Annotated in this window: 11 protein-coding genes; 9 read left to right on the forward strand and 2 right to left on the reverse strand. The window is 64.0% G+C overall.

Annotated features, from left to right (window positions below; all coding sequences use genetic code 11):
• The 5 genes from ENJ37_10115 to ENJ37_10135 all read left to right on the forward strand — a co-directional run bounded on the left by ENJ37_10115 (nucleotide 1) and on the right by ENJ37_10135 (nucleotide 6186).
• Nucleotides 1–981, forward strand: a complete 981-nt coding sequence (locus ENJ37_10115) for an ABC transporter permease (protein ID HHL40851.1) — start codon at nucleotides 1–3, stop codon at nucleotides 979–981.
• 9 nt (nucleotides 982–990) lie between these two features.
• Nucleotides 991–2169 (forward strand): ABC transporter permease, encoded by a 1179-nt coding sequence (locus ENJ37_10120; protein HHL40852.1) that lies wholly within the window; start codon nucleotides 991–993, stop codon nucleotides 2167–2169.
• Nucleotides 2170–2439: 270 nt separating this feature from the next.
• A complete protein-coding gene (locus ENJ37_10125; protein HHL40853.1) occupies nucleotides 2440–4338 on the forward strand; it encodes a dipeptide ABC transporter ATP-binding protein in 1899 nt (632 codons plus the stop codon).
• Between the two features lie 71 nt (nucleotides 4339–4409).
• Entirely contained in the window at nucleotides 4410–5738 is a 1329-nt protein-coding gene (locus ENJ37_10130) for an HDOD domain-containing protein (protein HHL40854.1), read from the forward strand.
• Nucleotides 5739–5895: 157 nt separating this feature from the next.
• Entirely contained in the window at nucleotides 5896–6186 is a 291-nt protein-coding gene (locus ENJ37_10135; GenBank protein ID HHL40855.1) for a hypothetical protein, read from the forward strand.
• Between the two features lie 106 nt (nucleotides 6187–6292).
• Here the strand turns inward: ENJ37_10135 and ENJ37_10140 are convergent, their stop codons facing one another.
• Nucleotides 6293–8314: a hypothetical protein gene (locus tag ENJ37_10140; protein HHL40856.1), complete on the reverse strand. Its 2022-nt coding sequence runs from the start codon at nucleotides 8312–8314 to the stop codon at nucleotides 6293–6295.
• Between the two features lie 30 nt (nucleotides 8315–8344).
• Nucleotides 8345–8818 (reverse strand): hypothetical protein, encoded by a 474-nt coding sequence (locus ENJ37_10145; protein HHL40857.1) that lies wholly within the window; start codon nucleotides 8816–8818, stop codon nucleotides 8345–8347.
• Nucleotides 8819–9168: 350 nt separating this feature from the next.
• Here ENJ37_10145 and folD point away from each other — a divergent pair, with 350 nt between their 5' ends.
• From folD to ENJ37_10165, 4 genes are all read left to right on the forward strand, one after another.
• Nucleotides 9169–10032: a bifunctional methylenetetrahydrofolate dehydrogenase/methenyltetrahydrofolate cyclohydrolase FolD gene (folD, locus tag ENJ37_10150; GenBank protein ID HHL40858.1), complete on the forward strand. Its 864-nt coding sequence runs from the start codon at nucleotides 9169–9171 to the stop codon at nucleotides 10030–10032.
• A 17-nt stretch (nucleotides 10033–10049) separates the two neighbouring features.
• Nucleotides 10050–10742: a 5,10-methylenetetrahydrofolate reductase gene (locus ENJ37_10155; protein ID HHL40859.1), complete on the forward strand. Its 693-nt coding sequence runs from the start codon at nucleotides 10050–10052 to the stop codon at nucleotides 10740–10742.
• A gap of 77 nt (nucleotides 10743–10819) precedes the next feature.
• A complete protein-coding gene (locus tag ENJ37_10160; protein ID HHL40860.1) occupies nucleotides 10820–12400 on the forward strand; it encodes a TolC family protein in 1581 nt (526 codons plus the stop codon).
• A complete protein-coding gene (locus tag ENJ37_10165; GenBank protein HHL40861.1) occupies nucleotides 11959–13557 on the forward strand; it encodes an efflux RND transporter periplasmic adaptor subunit in 1599 nt (532 codons plus the stop codon). The genes ENJ37_10160 and ENJ37_10165 overlap by 442 nt, the downstream gene beginning before the upstream one ends.
• Nucleotides 13558–13808: the final 251 nt, after the last annotated feature.

Genomic DNA, 13808 nt, shown 5'->3' on the forward strand with positions numbered 1-13808 from the left:
ATGCTTGCCTACATCATAAGACGCATACTCTACGCCGTTCCCATAATCATAGGCGTAAACCTCCTGACGGCGCTTCTCTTCTTCTACGTCAACACGCCCGACGACATGGCGCGCAAGATACTGGGCGAAAAGCACATAACCAGGGAGGCCATAGAGAACTGGAAGCGCGACAACGGCTACAACCTGCCGCTCTTTGTGAACACCGCCGAGTCGGGACTCGCCGTCGTGACCCAGACCATCTTCTTCCAGAAGTCGGCGCCGCTTCTGTGGTTCGACTTCGGGAAGTCGGACCGCAACAACATCGACATAGGCGCGGAGATAAGAAAACGGATGTGGCCGAGCCTTAAGATATCGATCCCCATCTTCATAATCGGCATCCTCACCAACCTCACCTTCGCCATGATAGTGGCCTACTTCCGCGGCACCTACCTCGACGTCTGGGGCGTGGTGCTCTGTGTCGTCATGATGAGCATATCGGCGCTCTTCTACATCATAGGGGGCCAGTACCTGCTCGGCAAGGTCCTCAGGCTCTTCCCCATATCGGGCTACGACACGGGGCTATTCTCGGTGAAGTTCGTCGTCCTGCCCGTCATAATAGGCATAATAAGCTCGCTGGGCGGAGGCGTGCGTTTCTACAGGACGGTCTTCCTCGAGGAGATAAACAAGGACTACATAAGGACCGCCAGGGCCAAGGGACTCTCCGAGGGGACCGTGCTCTTCAAGCACGGCCTCAAGAACGCCATGATACCCATACTGACCAACGTGGTCGTCTCCATACCGTTCCTCTTCTACGGAAGCCTGCTGCTCGAGGCCTTCTTCGCCATACCGGGTCTGGGCAGCTTCACCATAGACGCCATCCAGTCCCAGGACTTCGCCATAGTGAGGTCCATGGTCTACCTGGGCTCCATACTCTACATCGCGGGACTCGTCATGACCGACATAAGCTACACGCTCGTGGACCCGCGCGTAAGGCTCCAGTAGGTGTCGTCCATGCCCGTAGTGCTCGCTACAGACATGATAGTATTCGTCCTCTTCGCCGTGCTCCTCTACATGGCCGTCGCGGGACGTTCGAGCGAGCGTCTGCGCGAGCTCTGGTCCGATCTGCGAAGGAACAGGCTCGCCGTGATCTCCATGGCCGTACTCTCGCTCTACGCCCTCGTGGCTCTGGCCGACTCCATAAGGTGGCGCGACCCCGTGCTCGATGAAGAGGGAAGGCCCGCGGTGAGCGCCCAGGGCGATCCCATATACAGCCCCCAGGCCCTCTCGCTCCTGGACCGCATGCTCTGGAAGCTCAGGGTCAACAGGGAAAAGACCTTTTCGGCGCCCCTGGCGACCCGTCTGTTCGTAAAGGAGACGATGAAGCTGCCCGACGGCACGCTCGTGCGCGACTATCCGCCGCTCAGGCACCCGCGAAGCCACCTGCTCGGCACCGACAAGGTGGGCTCCGACGTGCTCCTTGCGGCCGTCAAGGGCATAAGGACCGGTGTCGTCATAGGCACGGGCGCCACCCTCCTCATGATCCCCTTCGCCATACTCTTCGGCGTCACGGCGGGCTACTTCGGCGGCGTCATCGACGACGTCATCCAGTACATATACACAACGCTCGCCTCCATCCCCTCGGTGCTCCTCATCGTGGCCTTCATGCTCATATTCGGCACCGAAGGCTACCAGGGTGGGCTCATAACGGAGAGGGACATATACCTCGGCTTCTTCGTCCCCTTCGACCGCCTCTTCTGGCTCTGCATCATCATGGGGGTGACGTCGTGGACCGACCTGTGCCGTATCATAAGGGGGGAGACGCTCAAGCTGCGCGAACTGGAGTACGTGCAGGCGGCCAGGGCCTTCGGCGTGCGCAACGCCACCATCCTCTACCGCCACATAGTGCCCAACGTGATGCACCTGGTTCTCATAACCATGGTCCTCCAGTTCAGCGGCCTCGTGCTCGCCGAGGCCATACTGAGCTACCTGGGCATAGGCGTGAGCCCCGAGATGGGGAGCTGGGGCAACATGATCAACACGGCCCGCCTCGAGCTGAGCCGCGAGCCGGTCGTATGGTGGAACCTCACGGCGGCCTTCATCTTCATGTTCGGCCTCGTGCTTCCGGCCAACATCTTCGGCGACGCCGTGCGCGACGCCCTCGACCCGCGTCTGCGCGGCGGAAGGCTTTGAGCAAACTCCGCTCTGCCTCGCCATGAGGCGGCCTTCCTCTTGCCGCCGTTGCCCCGAGGGGGCGGTCCCCCGGCACAGCCCCCCAGAGGCAGCCGGCGCGGGCAGCCTGGGGGAAACTTTCTGAAGAAGGGCCATAGGCCCACGTTTCCCCCAGACCCCTTCAAAGACTTTTAACTTGGGCCTAAGAACCTCGCCTCCTTGGACGATCACGAGAGCCGACGCGGCTCGAAGAGCAAATTACTGGAAGAGCGGGTCCTTGAGGATACGGATATGTCCCATCTGAGAAATGAAGATACGGCGCCGGTGATCGAGGTAAGGGATCTCAGGACCTACTTCAGGACACCCGCCGGTACGGCAAAGGCCGTGGACGGCGTCTCCTTCTCCATAAGAGAGGGCGAGACCTTTGCGCTCGTCGGCGAGTCGGGCTGCGGCAAGTCGGTGACGGCCCTCTCCATAATCCAGCTCGTCGCCGAGCCCGCGGGCTTCATAGCGGGGGGCGAGATACTGCTGCGGGGACGCAACATCGTAAAGCTGCCGGAGACCGAGAAGCGCAGGATACGGGGCAACGACATCTCCATGATCTTCCAGGAGCCCATGACCTCGCTCAACCCGGTCTTCACCATAGGCGAACAGATAGCCGAGTCCGTGCGGCTCCACCAGGGCAAGAGCCGCCGCGAGGCGAGGGCGGCGGCCGTGGAGATGCTCGGCAGGGTGGGGCTTCCCGACCCCGGCGCCCTCTACGACGAGTATCCCCACAGGCTCTCGGGGGGGATGCGCCAGCGGGTTATGATAGCCATAGCGCTGGCCTGCAGGCCCGAGCTCCTCATAGCCGACGAACCCACCACCGCCCTGGACGTGACGATCCAGGACCAGATACTGGGGCTCATAAGGGAGCTCCAGCGCGAGCTCCGCACGGCCGTGCTCCTCATAACCCACAACCTCGCCGTCGTCTACCGCAACGCCGGCCGCGTGGGCGTCATGTACGGCGGGAAGATGGTGGAGACGGCCTCCACGGCGGCGCTCTTCAGAAACCCCCTCCACCCCTATACGCTCAAGCTGCTTCGGAGCGTGCCGGGGGCCGACAAACGGGGCGCGGCACTCGACACCATACCGGGCAGCGTCCCGCCGGCCACCGACTTCCCGCCGGGCTGCCGCTTTTCCGGCCGCTGCCACCGCGAGATGAAGGGCTGCGCCGCGGCGGAGCCGCCGCTCGTGGAGGTCGAGCCCGGCCACAGTGCGGCCTGCCACCTCTACGACCGCTCCTTCATGGCCTCTCCCGCGGCCGAGCCCGTGGGCCGCGGGACCGGGGAACCGGCGCCTGCGCCCGTAAACATCCCATTCGCCCGGCGTGACACACTCCTCGAGGTGAGGGGGCTCAGGACCTACTACGCCATAAGGAAGGGACTCTTCAAGCGTGTCGTAGGCCACGTCAGGGCCGTGGACGGCATAGACCTCACGGTGCGCAAGGGCTCGACGCTTGCGCTCGTGGGGGAGTCGGGATGCGGCAAGACGACGGCCGGAAAGTCCATACTGCGGCTCATCGAACCCACGGCCGGCTCCATACGCTTCAAGGGCCGCGAACTGACGGGGCTTTCGCCGGCGCAGCTGCGCCCCTACCGCAGCCTCCTCCAGATAATCTTCCAGGACCCCTACTCCTCGCTCAATCCCCGCATGAAGGTGGGCGACATAATCGAGGAGGGGCTGAAGTCACTGAAACCGGAGATGGACAGGACGGCGAGGCAGGCGAAGGCGGCGGCCGTCATGGAGCGCGTGGGGCTCTCGCCGGAGATGGCCAGGCGCTACCCCCACGAGTTCTCCGGCGGCCAGCGCCAGCGCATAGGCATAGCCAGGGCCCTGGCCGTGGACCCCGAGTTCATCGTATGCGACGAGGCCACGAGCGCGCTCGACGTATCGGTGCAGGCCCAGATACTCAACCTCCTCAAGTCCATCCAGCGCGAGCTCGGCCTCTCCTTCCTCTTCATAACCCACGACCTCGGCGTAGTCGAATACATAGCCGACGAGGTGGCCGTCATGTACATGGGAAAGATCGTCGAGCGGGGGGCTACGGAAGAGATATTCGCCGCCCCCCGTCACTCCTACACCAAGACCCTCCTTGCGGCCGTGCCGAAGATAGGGGGAGCGGAGCGCGCCGCCGACGCGGACTCGTGAGCCCTGCCGTGCCGGCGGCTGAAGATCCCGCGGGGGCCTAAAAAAGAACCGGTATCTGCCGATAAGAAGCCATGGCGCGGCCTTTTCCCCTGCGGCCCTCGAAAGCACAGACACCGGGAGAGACGATGAAGAGGATAACCGGCGACCTCTCGCTCATGCACCTTACGGAACTCGCCCAGTGGGCGGACATGAACTCCAAGACCGGCACGCTCACCATCTCAAACGGCGGCGTATCGAAGAAGTTCTATCTCCAGGAGGGGAAGATCATCTACGTGGCCTCGGGCAAGAGCGGCGAGAGGCTCGGCGAGATACTGGAGGACCGCAATGACGTGGACGCCGAGGCCGTGCGCCGGGCCCTCGAAGTCTCGCGCAGCCTCGGCGTGCCCTTCACGGGTCATCTCATCTCCGAAGGGATCGTCGACATGGCGGGGCTCGAAGCGGCCCTGGTCCAATGCGCCGAGGTCGCCTTCACCGACGCCCTCCACTGGGAGAACGGCACCTTCGAGTTCACTGACGAGGTGCCTGCCGAGGTGGACGACGGTCCCATCAAGCTCAACACCTCTTTCGTGCTCTTCGAGTCGGTGCGCCGCTTCGACGAGGCGAGGAAACGGGTGAGCGACGAGGGGCGGGAGTTCATGGAGCAGCTCCGCGCCGGCCTCGACGAGGGGAGCATCGAGCTCCCTCCGGTGCCCGACATCATGACGAAGATCCACGACATCATGAGGCGCGACGATGCGCCGGTCCGGGAGATAGTGAAGATAATCATGGCCGACCAGATACTCACCTCGAGGCTTCTCCGCGTCGTCAACTCGGCCTTCTACGGCCTCTCCGGCGAGGTGACGTCGCTGCAGCAGGCCGTCGTCTACCTGGGCTTCAAGGCGGTGCTCGGCATCGTGACGGTCCACACCATGAGCGCCGCGACGGCCGCCAACGAGCGCAAGGTGAAGGATGTGCTGCGACACAGCCTCCTTTGCGCCTTCATCGCAAGACGCCTGGCCGAAAGTCTCCGCCTCGACCCGGAAGAGGCCTTTGTCTGCGGGCTCCTCCACGACATAGGCAAGACCCTGCTCTTCAGCCTCAAGGGTCTCGACTGGATCGACGACGACGATATGGACGAGATCGCCGCGCTCTTTCACTGCGAGGCCGGAGGGTTGCTGGCCGCCAGGTGGCGTTTTTCCGATGTGGTGAAGGAGGTGATCGTCCACCACCATGCCCCGGAGAAGACCCCCTCGGAGAGCGCCATGGTGGAGACGGTCTTCCTTGCCGACGCCATGGCCAACGGCAGGGATACGAGCGACACCGCGCTGCGGCTGCGCTCCATAGAGGTCGAGGAGGCTTCGCTGAAGTCGATAGGAGACGAGATGGCCTCGATGAGGGAGATGGTGAACGCCGTCATATGAACCGCCGCATCCCGCACCCACCCCCGCCACACCTCCCCTCCCCCCCACCCACGCCGGGGTTGACCGGGAACGGCGAAACGTTTATAATATCACTGTCGGCGGGACAATCAACAGGTGCTTCCTGAACAATACAGAACGAAACAAGGGAGGTCTTTACATGGGTGACTGCGGAAGCTGCTCTGACGGCGTAGGCGGGCCTTTCTCGGAAGGGCTCGAGCTCGTCGAGTTCGTATACAACGCTCACGGCGGGGCCGTGGCCGGCGCCCCCATACCGAACGGGGGACTCGAAGTGGAGTGCCACGGCTGCGGCGAGCGGTTCCAGATGACCACTTTCGTCTTCAAGTGCCCCAAGTGCGGCGGAGTCCACGCCGTATCGCCGCCGCGCTGCCACGACGCCGCCAACGTCCAGTTCGCCGGCAAGGGCTACAAGCTGCCCGAAGACCGGTAGAAGGAAGCGGCCTTCCGGCCGGCAAACACAAAAGGGGCTTCAACGGCCCCTTTTTTCATGGCCGACGGCCGATTGCCCCCACGGGCCCTTGCGCCGCCGGGAAGTTTCAGGCGGGCGGCCCGCCGCCCGGCCCTTTGAGAACTCCGATGGCGCTGTTGAGCTCGGCGTGGCTTCCGAGCAGAACCACTATGTCGCCCTCCCCTACTACGAAGTCGGGCGGCGGGTTTGTCCTGGCCTCTCCCTTCCTCACCACGGCCATGACCGTGGCGCCCGTGAGCCTCTTTAGATCGATCTCGCCTATGCTCTTGCCCGCCGCGGCGCTCTTTTCGTCCACGTAGAAGGTGTCCATCACACTCGCCTCGAGGACCCGGGTGAGCTCGGCCATGGCTTGGCTCGACATGGAGGGGTTTCTCAGCATGGCGTACCCCTCTTGGCGCACCAGGTCTATCTGGTTCTGTATGATGTTGGCCGGAACGCGGTAGTCCCTGAGCACCCTGGCGAAGATCTCCACGGAGGTCTCGAACTCCTCGGGTATGACCTGGTTTGCCCCGAGGCGGCGCAGCTCCTCCACTTCCTTTATGTAGCGCGTCCTCACGAGTATGGAGAGGTTGGGGTTGAGGTCACGGGCGCTCTTGACGATGCGCCGCGTGGAGAGGGGGTCGTCTATGGCCACCACCAGCATCTGGGCCTTCTCTATGCCCATGCGCCTTAGCATCTCCGGGTGGCTGGCGTCGCCGTAATAGGCACGGTGGCCCGCCTTCTTGGCCTCGCGCACGCGCTCGGGGCTCATGTCCATCACGAGGTAGGCAATCCCCACTTCCTTCAACACCCGCGCGAGGTTGCGGCCGTTGAGACCGTAACCTATTATCACGACGTGGTTGGAGAGCGAGGCCATGCGACGCCGTCCCTCGGCCGAGGCGCCGGCCGCGACGGTGCCGAGAAGACGGGCCGCCGAGAGCGCCGCGGCCGGCGCCCACTGGAATACGAAGGGAGTGGCGGCCATGGTCATTATGGAGACGGCCAGAAGCGTCTGGTATGCGCCGCTGCTCAGTATGCCGTAGTCACGGCCGAGCTTCATGAGTATGAACGAGAACTCACCGACCTGGGCGATGCTCAGGCCGACGATTATGGAGAGCCTCAAGGGGTTTCGCAGCATCTGCCCCACGGCGATGACGATGAAGGCCTTGACGGCCATTACGGCCGCGGCCAGCAGCACCAGTGAGCCCACGTTGTCGAGGAAGTAGCGCGCGTCGAGGAGCATGCCCACCGATATGAAGAAAAGGCTCGCAAAGGTGTCCCTGAAGGGAAGGACCTCGGCCACTATCTGGTTCGAGTACTCGGACTCGGAGATGACAAGGCCGGCGATGAAGGCGCCCATGGCGAGAGAAAGCCCGGCCTCGAAGGCCACCCACGCCGACCCGAGGCATACGAGCACGATGGTGAGGATGAAGACCTCGCGGTTTCTGAGCCTGGCCACATGGTGGAAGAGCGCGGGTATGAGGTACGATGCCGCCGCTATTATGGCGGCTATCATGACGAGGGCCGTTGCCAGCCCCCTGAGCAGCGCGAAGGCGGAAGTCCCCCCCTGCTCCCCCATGCCCTGGACGACCATGACCATGAGCACCACGCAGATGTCCTGGAAGAGCAGTATGGCCACCGACTGGTTGCCGTGCGACGAACTCGCCTCGCCGGAGTCGACGAGCAGCTTCAGCACGATGGCCGACGACGAGAGCGCCACGGCAAAACCGATGACGAGCGCCGCCGGGGTGTCGAGACCGAAGGCCGTCGCCGCGGCAAAGGCCACGGCCATTGTGACCGTCACCTGCAGCCCGCCGCCGAGCAGAGCGGCCCGGCGTATGCTCAGAAGCTTGGTGAGCGAGAACTCGATGCCGATGGTGAAGAGAAGCAGGACGATGCCGATCTCGGCGAGCATCTCGACCTCGCCGTGGGTGGTGACAAGTCCCAGGCCGGAGGGGCCGATGATGATGCCCGTGACGAGAAAACCGATTATCGTGGGCAGGCCCGCCCTGGCGAAGAGGATGCTGATGGGCACCGACACCGCCATGAGCACGGTTATGTCGTGTAAGAGGGGAATGCCTTCCAATGGGTCTCCCTGTGCGCCGCCCATGAAGGCGGGCGGAACGGACGGCCGGGGGGATCAGCCGCCGCCCTTGTCGGCCTTGTCCGCGCCGCCTCCCCCCCCTTCGGGTCTTCCGCCTTCAGCCCCGCCCCCTTCGGCCCCGCCTCCGGGAGAGCCGGATTGCCGCCGGTCGGAGGACTCCTGCTGCGACTCCTTCTGCTCCATGCGCTGCTTAACAAGCGCTATCTCGTCCTCCACCCTCGCCGTCTCCTCCTCGAGACGCCTTATGTCGTCGATTATCCTGCGCACCTCCGTGTTGGAGAGCGGATTCTCCCAGGGAGGTCCGGCCATGTCGTATACCATGCCGCCAAGATCGGCGAAACGCTTCTCCACCTCCCTGTGGAGCGCATAGGCCCGGTAACGGAGCTTGCCTATCCTGGCGTACTCCTCACCCTTCTCGGCCGCTATCTTGGCGCCGTCCTTGACAGCCTCCCAGCCTTCCTCCACAGCCTTTGCAAGGTCGTCCCTCACCTTGTCCCAAAATCCCGACATGACACCCCCTCCTTTTTTAAAGGAAATTCTGAATTATTCCACTGAGGGAACCTTTTTGTAAAAAGGTTCCCTCAGACTCCCTCCAAAAACTTTCAACGCCCCGCGGGTCTTCTCGATTTTGCAAGCAAAATCGAGAAGACCCGCGGGGAATTGAAAGTCTTTGAAGGGGGTCCGGGGGAAACTTTCTACAGAAAGTTTCCCCCGGTGAAAAAATCAGAATTTCCTTTAAGGATATAAAGCGGGGTATCTTCTGTCAAGCAATTAAGCCTGCGGTTGGTTTTGGCGAAAGGTCTTTACAAGGGCCTGGGGCTTGAGTATACTGTAGTCTAAAAAATCCGGGGAGTTACGAAGTGGGGGAAGTAATAGACGGCAAGGCTGTGGCAAGGGGTGTGAAGGAGAGGCTCGGCGATGAGGTTCGGCGGATGAAGCGGGAGTGCGGTTTCGTGCCCGGGCTGGCCGTCATCCTTGTGGGCGAGGACCCGGCCTCTCAGATATATGTTAGAAACAAGGGCCGTGCCTGCGACGAGGTGGGCATACGGTCCATGAAGTACACGCTCGACGCCGATAGCGGGCAGGACGAGCTCGTTGGGCTCATCTCGGACCTCAACAGCGACAGCTCGGTGCACGGCATACTGGTGCAGCTTCCCCTGCCCGGTCACATGGACGAGGACGCGGTGATAGAGGCCATCTCGCCGGACAAGGACGTGGACGGCTTCCATCCCTACAACGTCGGCAGGCTGCTTGTCGGGAGTCCGGTGCTCGAGCCGTGCACGCCGCTTGGCATCATGAAGCTCATCGACTCGACCGGCGTTGACCTGGAAGGCAGGGAGGCGGTGGTCGTAGGTCGCAGCAACATCGTCGGCAAGCCGGCGGCCGTGATGCTGCTGCGCCGCAACGCGACGGTGACCATCTGCCACTCGCGCACCCGTGACATAGCCGCCAGGGTCGCCTCGGCCGACGTGGTCGTCGCCGCCGTTGGAAGGCCCGAGTTCGTCCGCGGCGAGTGGATAAAGCCCGGCGCCGTGGTGATAGACGTGGGCATAAACCGTACGGCCGAGGGGAAGCTCGTCGGCGACGTACAGTTCGACGAGGCCAGGGAGCGGGCCTCGTATATCACACCGGTGCCCGGCGGCGTCGGTCCCATGACCATAGCCATGCTGCTGCACAACACCGTCGACGCGGCCCGGCGCTCGGCCGGCCTCTGCGGCGTCTGAGATCCCCTGATATCCCAGTGATAGTCACCGCCACAAAGGAGATAGACGAGATAGTGGAGAGCCTGGGGCCGGCCCGCAGCGTCCACCTCTTCGGCTGCGACTCCTGCGCCCAGCAGTGCCGCACCGGCGGGCCCGAGGAACTCGGGGCCATGGAGGCGGTCCTCAGGGAGCGGGGTTTCCGCGTGACGGGCGGCTCCATCGTGGATGAGACCTGCTATCTCCAGCTCGTAAAGCGCGAGTACCGACGCAACGAGGCCCTTTCGGGCGCCGACGCCGTGCTGGTGCTCGCCTGCGGCGCCGGTGTAAGGACCGTGGCCGAGGCGGCCCCCGCGACCCAGCCCGTGCTGCCGGCCCTCGACTCCATCTTCCTCGCCTCGGTGGAGCGTGTGGGGCGTTTCTTCGAGGGATGCGCCCTGTGCGGCGTATGCGAGCTCGGCAGGACGGCGGCCGTCTGTCCCCACACGCAGTGTCCCAAGGGGCTGCTCAACGGTCCCTGCGGGGGGGTCGTGGACGGGGGCATGTGCGAGGTCAACCTCGACAACCGCTGCGCCTGGATAAGGATCTACGAGAGGCTCAGGGCCCAGGGCAGACTCCATGTCATGAGGAAGACGGCGGCGCCCAAGGACAACTCCGGGGCCGTCGGGCCGCGCCGGGTCGTGCTTGAGCACCCGCCCGGAAAGGCTCCGCTCTCCAAGAGGGGCGAGGACTGAGGCCACAGGGCGGTGCGGCCGCAGGCGCGCACTCTTCTCCGCGTCGGAACGCCGTGAGTCGGTCGGGAAAGGTCGGTATGCCTTTGCAGGCAGGGGGGCGGGGAAGGCCCCGCCCCGGATACATGGCGGCAAGGCTCTCAAGCGCCGCCGCGGCGGTGCTTCTCGCCGCCGTCCTGGTCATCCCGCCTCCGCTCTGCGCGGCCGCACAGCGGCGCGAAACCATGCGCCTGTCTCTGGAAGAAGGCATACCGCTGGTGCTGGCCAACAACCTCGATCTCGCCGTCGAGCGCATCACGCCCCGCCTGAAGGAGAAGGCCCTGGAGAGCGAAGAGGGGCTATTCGACGTCGAGCTCTTCGGCTCCATAAAGCGGCTCGACTCCACGCGCCCGCTCACCACGCGCAGCTCCGTTGCAGCCGGAGGACTGCGGGCCATCCAGTCGAAGAGCTACACCTTCTCAACGGGACTCACGGGCACGGTCCCGCTGGGCACCACCTACACCCTCGAGTTCAAGGACAACTGGTCGGCCGACACCTTCAACCGCTTCACCTTCGAGTATGACGCCTTCGCCGGCATCACGCTCACACAGCCGCTGCTCAAGGGCTTCGGCTCCGACTCGACGCGCTACAGGATCGAGCTCGCCCGCAAGGCCCTGGCCGTGTCGGAGAACGAGCTGCGCGGGCGCATACTCGACACCCTCGCGGCCTACATCACGGCCTACTGGGACCTCGTGGCGGCGCGTGAGGAGCTGAAGGTCAGGGAGGAGTCGGTAAGGCTCGCCGAGGCGCTCGTCGAGCTCAACCGCCGCAAGCTCGACGCCGAAGTGGCATCGCCCCTCGACGTAACGCAGGCCGAGGCCGGGGTGGCCGCCCGGCGCGAAGCCGTGATCCTCGCCCGCCGGGACATCACCGTCAAGGAGAACGCCCTCAAGCTCATGATATCGAGCGACATCATGGCCCTTCGCGACGTGGCGGTCCTGCCCACCGACAGCCCCAGGCTCCTGCCCGTGCGCTACTCGCTCGAAGAGAATGTGAGAACGGCACTGGCCAAGAGGCCCGACTACCTGGCCAGGAAGCTCGCCATCGAGGAGAGCCGCATAAAGGTGCGCTACGCCGAGAACCAGCTCTACCCGAGCGTGGACCTCGAGGCGAGCTACGGCTACAACGGGCTGGGCACTAATTTCTTCGACGCCGTCGAGTCCTTCTCCGGCAATCCCGAGTGGTCCATAGGGGTGACGGTGCGCTACCCGCTGGGCAACCGCGTGGCCGGCGGAGAGCTCGGCGGGGCGCGCCTCGAGGCGCGCCGGGCGCTGCTCGAGCTCAAGCGCCTGGAGCAGCGGATAATCGTGGCCGTCGACAACGCCCTCAGGGAGATCACCGCCGCCGAGGAGCGGGTGAGGGCGGCCCGCCGCTCGGTCCGTCTCGCCGAGGAGTCGCTGAGGGCCGAGCAGGAAAAGCTCGCCGCCGGTCTCTCCACCACCTTCAACGTCCTCGAGTACCAGCAAAAGCTCACCGAGGCCCGCTCGGCCGAGATCAGGGCCCTCGCGGACTACAACAAGTCGCTAACGCTCTTGCGCAAGGAGAGGGGCACCCTCATGGAGGACTACGACATAGAGCTCGACGGAGGCGGACCGGCGGGAAGGAGCGGCGGCATATCTTGAAGAGGCTGCTTGCGGTCATACTCGCCGCCGCCGCGCTCTGGGCGCTGTGGCACTTCTACGGAGAGAGGCTCCTGGCTCCCGACGACGACACGGAGACCTCCGCCTTCACCGTCGCCCCGGCAGAGCGCGGGGACCTGCGACTCACGGTCTCGGCCACCGGTGTGGTGACCCCCCTTGTGGAGGTGGAGGTCAAGAGCAAGGCCGGCGGCGAGATAAGGACCTTTCCGTTCAGGGAAGGCGACCGGCTGCGCAAGGGTCAGATCGTCGTCACCCTCGACCCGGAGACGGAGAAGTCGCGGGTGAACCAGGCCACGGCCGACACGCTCATGGCCGAGGGGCGGCTCGACAAGGCGAGGATCGCCGAAAGGGACGCAAGGCTCAAGCTGAAACGGACGACCAGGCTCTTCAAAAACGGCGTCATCTCCCGCCAGGACCTCGACGACGCCGAGATAGCCCTTGCCAAGGCCGTAAGCGACGTCAAGATCGCCGAGGCCGAGCTCATCCGCGCCCGCGAGGCCCTGAGCGAGGCGCAGAAGAGGCTGGCCGACACGCAGGTGCGCTCGCCCATTACGGGCACGATACTCAAGAAGTTCGTCGAGGAGGGACAGGTCATCTCCTCCACCCTCTCTTCGGCGTCGGAAGGCACGCCGCTCTTCACCATGGCCGACCTGGACCGTCTCAACGTGAAGGCCATGGTCGACGAGGTGGACATAGGGGCGGTCAGGGAGGGCCAGGAGGCGATCATAACGGTCGACGCCTGGCCCGACAGGGCCTTCACCGGCAAGGTGACGAGGATACTCCCCCAGGGGCGGGTCGAGAGGACGGTGACGGTCTTCGACGTGGAGATCGGGGTCGAGGACCGCGACAGGGAACTGCTCAAGCCGGGCATGACCGCCGGAGTGGAGATCGTCACCGAAGTTAGAAGGGGCGTGCTCCTCGCGCCGGCCGAGGCCGTGAGGACGAAGAGCGGCAAGACGGTGGTCCATGTGGTCCGGGCCGGACGCCCCGTGGCCGTTGAGGTGGAGACCGGCAAGACCGACGGAGTGAAGACCGAGATAGTGAAGGGTCTCGGCGAGGACGACGAGGTCATAGTCTCCGGCCTCGACGGCGACGGCAAGAGGAGAAACAAGCGCAAGCGCCGCTTCTTCTTCCACTGATGGAACCTTTTTGCAAAGGGTCACAGACCCACGGTTCCCTCAGACTCCCTCCAAAAACTTTTTGTTTGCTCCTTGAGCCGCATTGATTCTCATGAGCGTCCAATTAATTACTCTGGGGGAAACTTTCTGTAGAAAGTTTCCCCCAGACCCCCTTCAAAGACTTTCAATACGAGTTGGTTTCCCCCTGTTTTGCCAGGCAAAACAGGGGGAAACCAACTCGCGTTAAAAGTTTTTGGAGGGAGTCTGAGGGA

The organism is Deltaproteobacteria bacterium, from assembly GCA_011375175.1.
Classification (GTDB): Bacteria; Desulfobacterota; GWC2-55-46; order GWC2-55-46; family DRME01; genus DRME01.

Bases quoted from the DNA above. Each gene is read 5' to 3' on its own strand.
- ENJ37_10120 (HHL40852.1), top strand. From the start codon at position 991: ATGCCCGTAGTGCTCGCTACAGACATGATAGTATTCGTCCTCTTCGCC.
- ENJ37_10145 (HHL40857.1), bottom strand. From the start codon at position 8,818: ATGTCGGGATTTTGGGACAAGGTGAGGGACGACCTTGCAAAGGCTGTG.
- ENJ37_10130 (HHL40854.1), top strand. From the start codon at position 4,410: ATGGCGCGGCCTTTTCCCCTGCGGCCCTCGAAAGCACAGACACCGGGA.
- ENJ37_10125 (HHL40853.1), top strand. From the start codon at position 2,440: ATGTCCCATCTGAGAAATGAAGATACGGCGCCGGTGATCGAGGTAAGG.
- ENJ37_10160 (HHL40860.1), top strand. From the start codon at position 10,820: ATGCCTTTGCAGGCAGGGGGGCGGGGAAGGCCCCGCCCCGGATACATG.
- ENJ37_10140 (HHL40856.1), bottom strand. From the start codon at position 8,314: ATGGGCGGCGCACAGGGAGACCCATTGGAAGGCATTCCCCTCTTACAC.
- ENJ37_10115 (HHL40851.1), top strand. From the start codon at position 1: ATGCTTGCCTACATCATAAGACGCATACTCTACGCCGTTCCCATAATC.
- ENJ37_10135 (HHL40855.1), top strand. From the start codon at position 5,896: ATGGGTGACTGCGGAAGCTGCTCTGACGGCGTAGGCGGGCCTTTCTCG.